This is a genomic window from Agromyces humi, assembly GCF_009720255.1.
Classification (GTDB): Bacteria; Actinomycetota; Actinomycetes; order Actinomycetales; family Microbacteriaceae; genus Agromyces; species Agromyces humi.
Genome location: NZ_WJSP02000330.1, coordinates 1 through 4178 on the forward strand (window position 1 = coordinate 1; position 4178 = coordinate 4178).

The following is a 4178-nucleotide window of genomic DNA, read 5'->3' on the forward strand; positions in this document are numbered from 1 at the left end:
GGCGCGGCCGGCAACGGCGCGACGGGCGGCACCGGCGGCACGGGGTCTTCGGCCCCGCATGCCGACTCGAACCGCGCGGTGCACGAGGCCGACCTGGTGCTCAACGAGTTCCGGCAGCAACTGCGCACCGACCTGCGCACGCGGGCCCATGGCGGCCGGGTGTCGTCCGAGGCCGTGACCCTGCTGCGGGCCCGGCTGGCCGAGGTCCGCGCCGACGTGCTCGCCACGCTGGGCGACCACTGACCCCGCCCTGACACCCCCGACGCCCGTCACCTGGCGGGTGTCGGGGGTCGGTGGTTGTCTGGGGGCATGACGGATGTCGCACTGCAGCCCTGGTCCGACGACGACCTCGACCTGCTGCGCCGGGCGAACACCCCAGAGCTGATGGACCAGCTCGGCGGCGTCGAGACCGACGAGCAGGTCATCGCCCGTCACGAGCGCTACCTGCGGCTGTGGCGCGAGGGCACTGGGTTCCAGTTCCGCATCATGATCCCCGGCCACCCCGGTCATGAGCTTCGAGTCGCGGAGCCCGGCGGGCATCCTGCGCACCGAGGCGTCGATGAGCACGAGCCCGACGGCGACCGGACCGGCGAGCGCGCCACGACCGACCTCGTCGCACGCGAGCACCACGGGAGCCCCGGTGTCGAACAGTTCGCGCTCGACCTTGAGATTGGGGATCGCGGTCGGCGACATGTCAGCCCGTGCCCTCGTCGACGCCCTCGAAGACCTCGGGGTAGTTGCCGAGCCAGGCCCAGTGGTCGATGGGCCAGCTCACGACGAACGCGCGGCCGACGACGTTGTCGATCGGCACGAAGCCCTTGAGCGGCGTCTCGCCGTTGTACCGCGAGTCCTTGGAGTTGTAGCGGTTGTCGCCCATCACCCACAGGGAGTCATCGGGGACGAGCGTATCGAAGTCGTCGCGGGAGACCTTGGTCTCGCCGGGCGGCAGCGCGACGTACGGCTCGTCGAGCGGAACACCGTTGACGCTCATCTGCCCGAGCGCGTTGCAACAGGTGACATGGTCGCCGGGCAAGCCGATGACCCGCTTCACCAGGTGGTCGTTGGAGTCGGGCGCCGAGAGCCCGACGAACGCGAGGAACCAGTCGATCGCGGCCACGAGCGGCGGCTGCACGGTCTCGGGCCGTGCCGGAAGCCAGCCCCCCGGGTCTTTGAACACGACGACGTCCCCGTGCTCGATCGGCGTGATCTCGGGCACCAGCTGGTTGACGATGATGCGATCGTCCATCACGAGGGTCTGCTCCATCGACTGCGACGGGATGAAGAACGACCGGATGAGGAACGTCTTGATGAGGAAGGAGACCAGCACCGCCACCACGAAGATGACGAGCAGGTCTCGCAGGAAGAGCAGCGTGCTCCGTTTCCTGCGTGCCGACGCCGAGCCCGCGCGGTCTGTCCGCGTGGTGCTGATTTCTTCTGTCATTTAACCGCCCGAGCTCCCCACCCAGTCTAGGGGTGGGGAGCTCGGTCGGAATGCCGTGCCGCTCGCGACGCGCGGGCGGAAGCGACGACGGATCAGCTGTCGCGCTTCTCCTTGATCTTCGCCTTCTTGCCGCGGAGCTTGCGCAGGTAGTAGAGCTTCGCGCGACGGACGTCACCGCGGGTCACGACCTCGATGTGGTCGATGACCGGCGAGTGCACCGGGAACTTGCGCTCGACGCCGACCTGGAAGGAGACCTTGCGGACCGTGAAGGTCTCGCGCACGCCCTCGCCCTGGCGGCCGATGACGACGCCCTGGAAGACCTGGATGCGCGAGCGCGTGCCTTCGATGATGTTGACGTGCACCTTGACGGTGTCGCCGGGGCGGAAGTCGGGGACGTCCGACCTCAGGCTCGCGGCGTCGACATGGTCGAGGATGTGCATGATGGTTCGCTCTCTGCGCCCGCCACCGGTCGAACGCGGATCATTGATGGAAGTGTGTGGTGCCGCCTGCGCGATCGCTCGCACGGTGCGTACTCCCCGGAGGCAGAGTCCTGCGGCGGCACAATCGTCTATTGTGCCATGCCGGGGCGCCGCGCGCCAAAGCGGGCGAACGGATGCCCCGCGCGGGGCCGCGGCGTCAGTCGCGGACCTCGCGCACGACGATGACCTCGCCGTCGTCGTCGCCGAAGGGCGGGCGCCGCGCCGGCATCTCGCCCCGTACGTCGGGCGTGGGCCGGGACTGCGCCGTGGCGACGCGTTCGAACTCCTCCATGGTGGCCTGCATGCGCCGCGCGCCGTCGGAGACGAGCTGCCAGATCGCGGCCCAGAAGGCGCCGATCGCGAGGAGGATGGCGGCCACGCCGAGGAATCCGGATGCGTCGCCGTAGAACCCGAGGCCGATGATCGAGGCGTGCCACAGGCCGACCACCGCGACGTCGGTCCACGAGGCCGCCCGCTCGGCTCGCACCGTGGGACGCGCCCACACCAGGAGCGCGATGATGCCGAGGGCGACGAACGCCACGGGCACGGTGATGATGAGGCCGAGGGTGCCCCACCCGCCGCCGCCGAAGACCGCCCACCCCACGGCCAGCCAGATCGGCAACACGACGGTCGCCGCGACCAGCCACCTGAGGAATGCCCGCCGGATCAGCATGCCCACAGCGTAACGCCGTGGGCCTGCGCGCGGGCCGGGTGTTCACTCAGGGCGGACCCGGCAGAATGGTCTCGGAGAGGATGAGCGTGATCGAACTGAGGACCCCGGCGGAGATCGAGCAGATGCGTCCGGCCGGCCGCTTCGTGGCGAGCGTCCTGGAGGCGACGTCGAGGGCCGCCGCGGTGGGCATGAACCTGCTGGAGCTGGACGCGCTGGCGCACGAGATGATCCGCGCGGCCGGCGCGGAGAGCTGCTACATCGACTACCACCCCTCCTTCGGCGCGAGTCCGTTCGGCAAGGTGTTGTGCACGTCGGTCAACGACGCAGTGCTGCACGGCCTCCCCCACGACTACCGCCTGCGCGACGGCGACCTGCTCAGCCTCGACTTCGCGGCCTCGGTGAACGGCTGGGTCGCGGACTCGGCCGTCTCCATCGTGGTCGGCACCCCGCGCGACGAGGACCTCCGGCTCATCGACACCACGCGGAGGGCCCTCGACGCCGGGATCGCGGCGGCGCGGCCGGGCCATCGCATCGGCGACATCTCGCGGGCGATCGCGGACGTGGCGAAGGCCGAGGGCTACTCGATCAACACCGACTTCGGCGGCCACGGCGTGGGCCGCACCATGCACGGCGACCCGCACGTGCCCAACAACGGACGCCCCGGGCGCGGGCTGCCGCTGAAGCCGGGCCTCGTGATCGCGATCGAGCCATGGTTCCTCGAGACGACCGATCGGATCTTCACCGACCCCGACGGCTGGACCCTGCGGAGCGCGGACGGGTCGCGCGGTGCGCACTCCGAGCACACCATCGCGATCACCGACGGCGACCCGATCGTGCTCACGCAGCGCGGCTGAGCCACCGGGGCACCGCCGCCGGTCGCGTCATCCGTCGAGCTCGACCTCGATCATGCCGCCCACGATGCGCGTGCGATACGTGCGGAGCGCGAGCGCGCCGTCGGTGAAGCACTCCCCGGTACCGAGGTCGTAGACCTCCTTGTGCAGGGGCGAGGCGATCGTCGGCCGGTCGCCGCGGGACCCGACGATCCCGCGCGCCATGACGGGTGCTCCCGTGTGCGGGTCGTAGTGGTCGACGGCGTACACCTCGTCGTCGGCGAGCCGCACCAGGGCGACCTGTCGTGCGCCGAGCAGCGCCACCTCGCCCCACCCGGGCTCGAGGTCGTCGACCTCGCACGTCCGCGCCCAGGTGGTGGTCATCTCGATCGTCGGCGGCATCCCGGCTCCTCTCGTCGTGCCGTCGACGCTACGTCCGGGGTGTTTCGCCCGCGCCCTCCGGGTGTTTCCCCGAGGTGAAACCCGCCTCACATCGGGATGCGGCGCGCGTGCGTTCGGATGCGGATGCGGTTACGCCGACGTAACAGGGCCGAAACCCCCCGGCCGTACGCTCGCCATCAATCGAGCCACGGAGGCAGCCATGACCGAGACCCCCCACGCCACCCCGGGCGTGCTTGACGTTGGGCACCACGAGGCCCCGACCTGTCGCCGCGGCGATGCCGAGGTTCACGCCGCCGTAGCGCACGATCTCCTGGGCCTCCTCATCCCAGCGGGAGTTCACCTCGGGGGTGCGA

6 protein-coding genes and 1 pseudogene are annotated in these 4178 nt (G+C 70.5%); 2 read left to right on the top strand and 5 right to left on the bottom strand.

Annotated features, from left to right (window positions below):
• Positions 1-243, top strand: a pseudogene (locus tag GH736_RS24660) (hypothetical protein); the annotation flags it as partial.
• 451 nt (positions 244-694) lie between these two features.
• Here GH736_RS24660 and lepB read toward each other — a convergent pair.
• From lepB to GH736_RS18315, 3 genes are all read right to left on the bottom strand, one after another.
• Entirely contained in the window at positions 695-1441 is a 747-nt protein-coding gene (gene lepB, locus GH736_RS18305; protein WP_159605893.1) for a signal peptidase I, read from the bottom strand.
• A gap of 92 nt (positions 1442-1533) precedes the next feature.
• A complete protein-coding gene (rplS, locus tag GH736_RS18310) occupies positions 1534-1881 on the bottom strand; it encodes a 50S ribosomal protein L19 (RefSeq protein WP_108595571.1) in 348 nt (115 codons plus the stop codon).
• Between the two features lie 196 nt (positions 1882-2077).
• Positions 2078-2593 (bottom strand): hypothetical protein, encoded by a 516-nt coding sequence (locus tag GH736_RS18315; RefSeq protein WP_159605895.1) that lies wholly within the window; start codon positions 2591-2593, stop codon positions 2078-2080.
• Positions 2594-2679: 86 nt separating this feature from the next.
• On the opposite strand from GH736_RS18315, the gene map reads away from it, so the two are divergent.
• Entirely contained in the window at positions 2680-3447 is a 768-nt protein-coding gene (map, locus tag GH736_RS18320) for a type I methionyl aminopeptidase (RefSeq protein WP_159605897.1), read from the top strand.
• Positions 3448-3474: 27 nt separating this feature from the next.
• Here the strand turns inward: map and nirD are convergent, their stop codons facing one another.
• Both nirD and GH736_RS24665 read right to left on the bottom strand, forming a co-directional pair.
• Positions 3475-3825 (bottom strand): nitrite reductase small subunit NirD, encoded by a 351-nt coding sequence (nirD, locus tag GH736_RS18325; protein ID WP_159605899.1) that lies wholly within the window; start codon positions 3823-3825, stop codon positions 3475-3477.
• Positions 3826-3853: 28 nt separating this feature from the next.
• Positions 3854-4178: 2-oxo acid dehydrogenase subunit E2 (locus GH736_RS24665; RefSeq protein ID WP_203230844.1), on the bottom strand; the 325-nt coding region annotated here is incomplete at its 5' end.

Bases quoted from the DNA above. Each gene is read 5' to 3' on its own strand.
- GH736_RS18315 (WP_159605895.1), bottom strand. From the start codon at position 2,593: ATGCTGATCCGGCGGGCATTCCTCAGGTGGCTGGTCGCGGCGACCGTC.
- rplS (WP_108595571.1), bottom strand. From the start codon at position 1,881: ATGCACATCCTCGACCATGTCGACGCCGCGAGCCTGAGGTCGGACGTC.
- lepB (WP_159605893.1), bottom strand. From the start codon at position 1,441: ATGACAGAAGAAATCAGCACCACGCGGACAGACCGCGCGGGCTCGGCG.
- nirD (WP_159605899.1), bottom strand. From the start codon at position 3,825: ATGCCGCCGACGATCGAGATGACCACCACCTGGGCGCGGACGTGCGAG.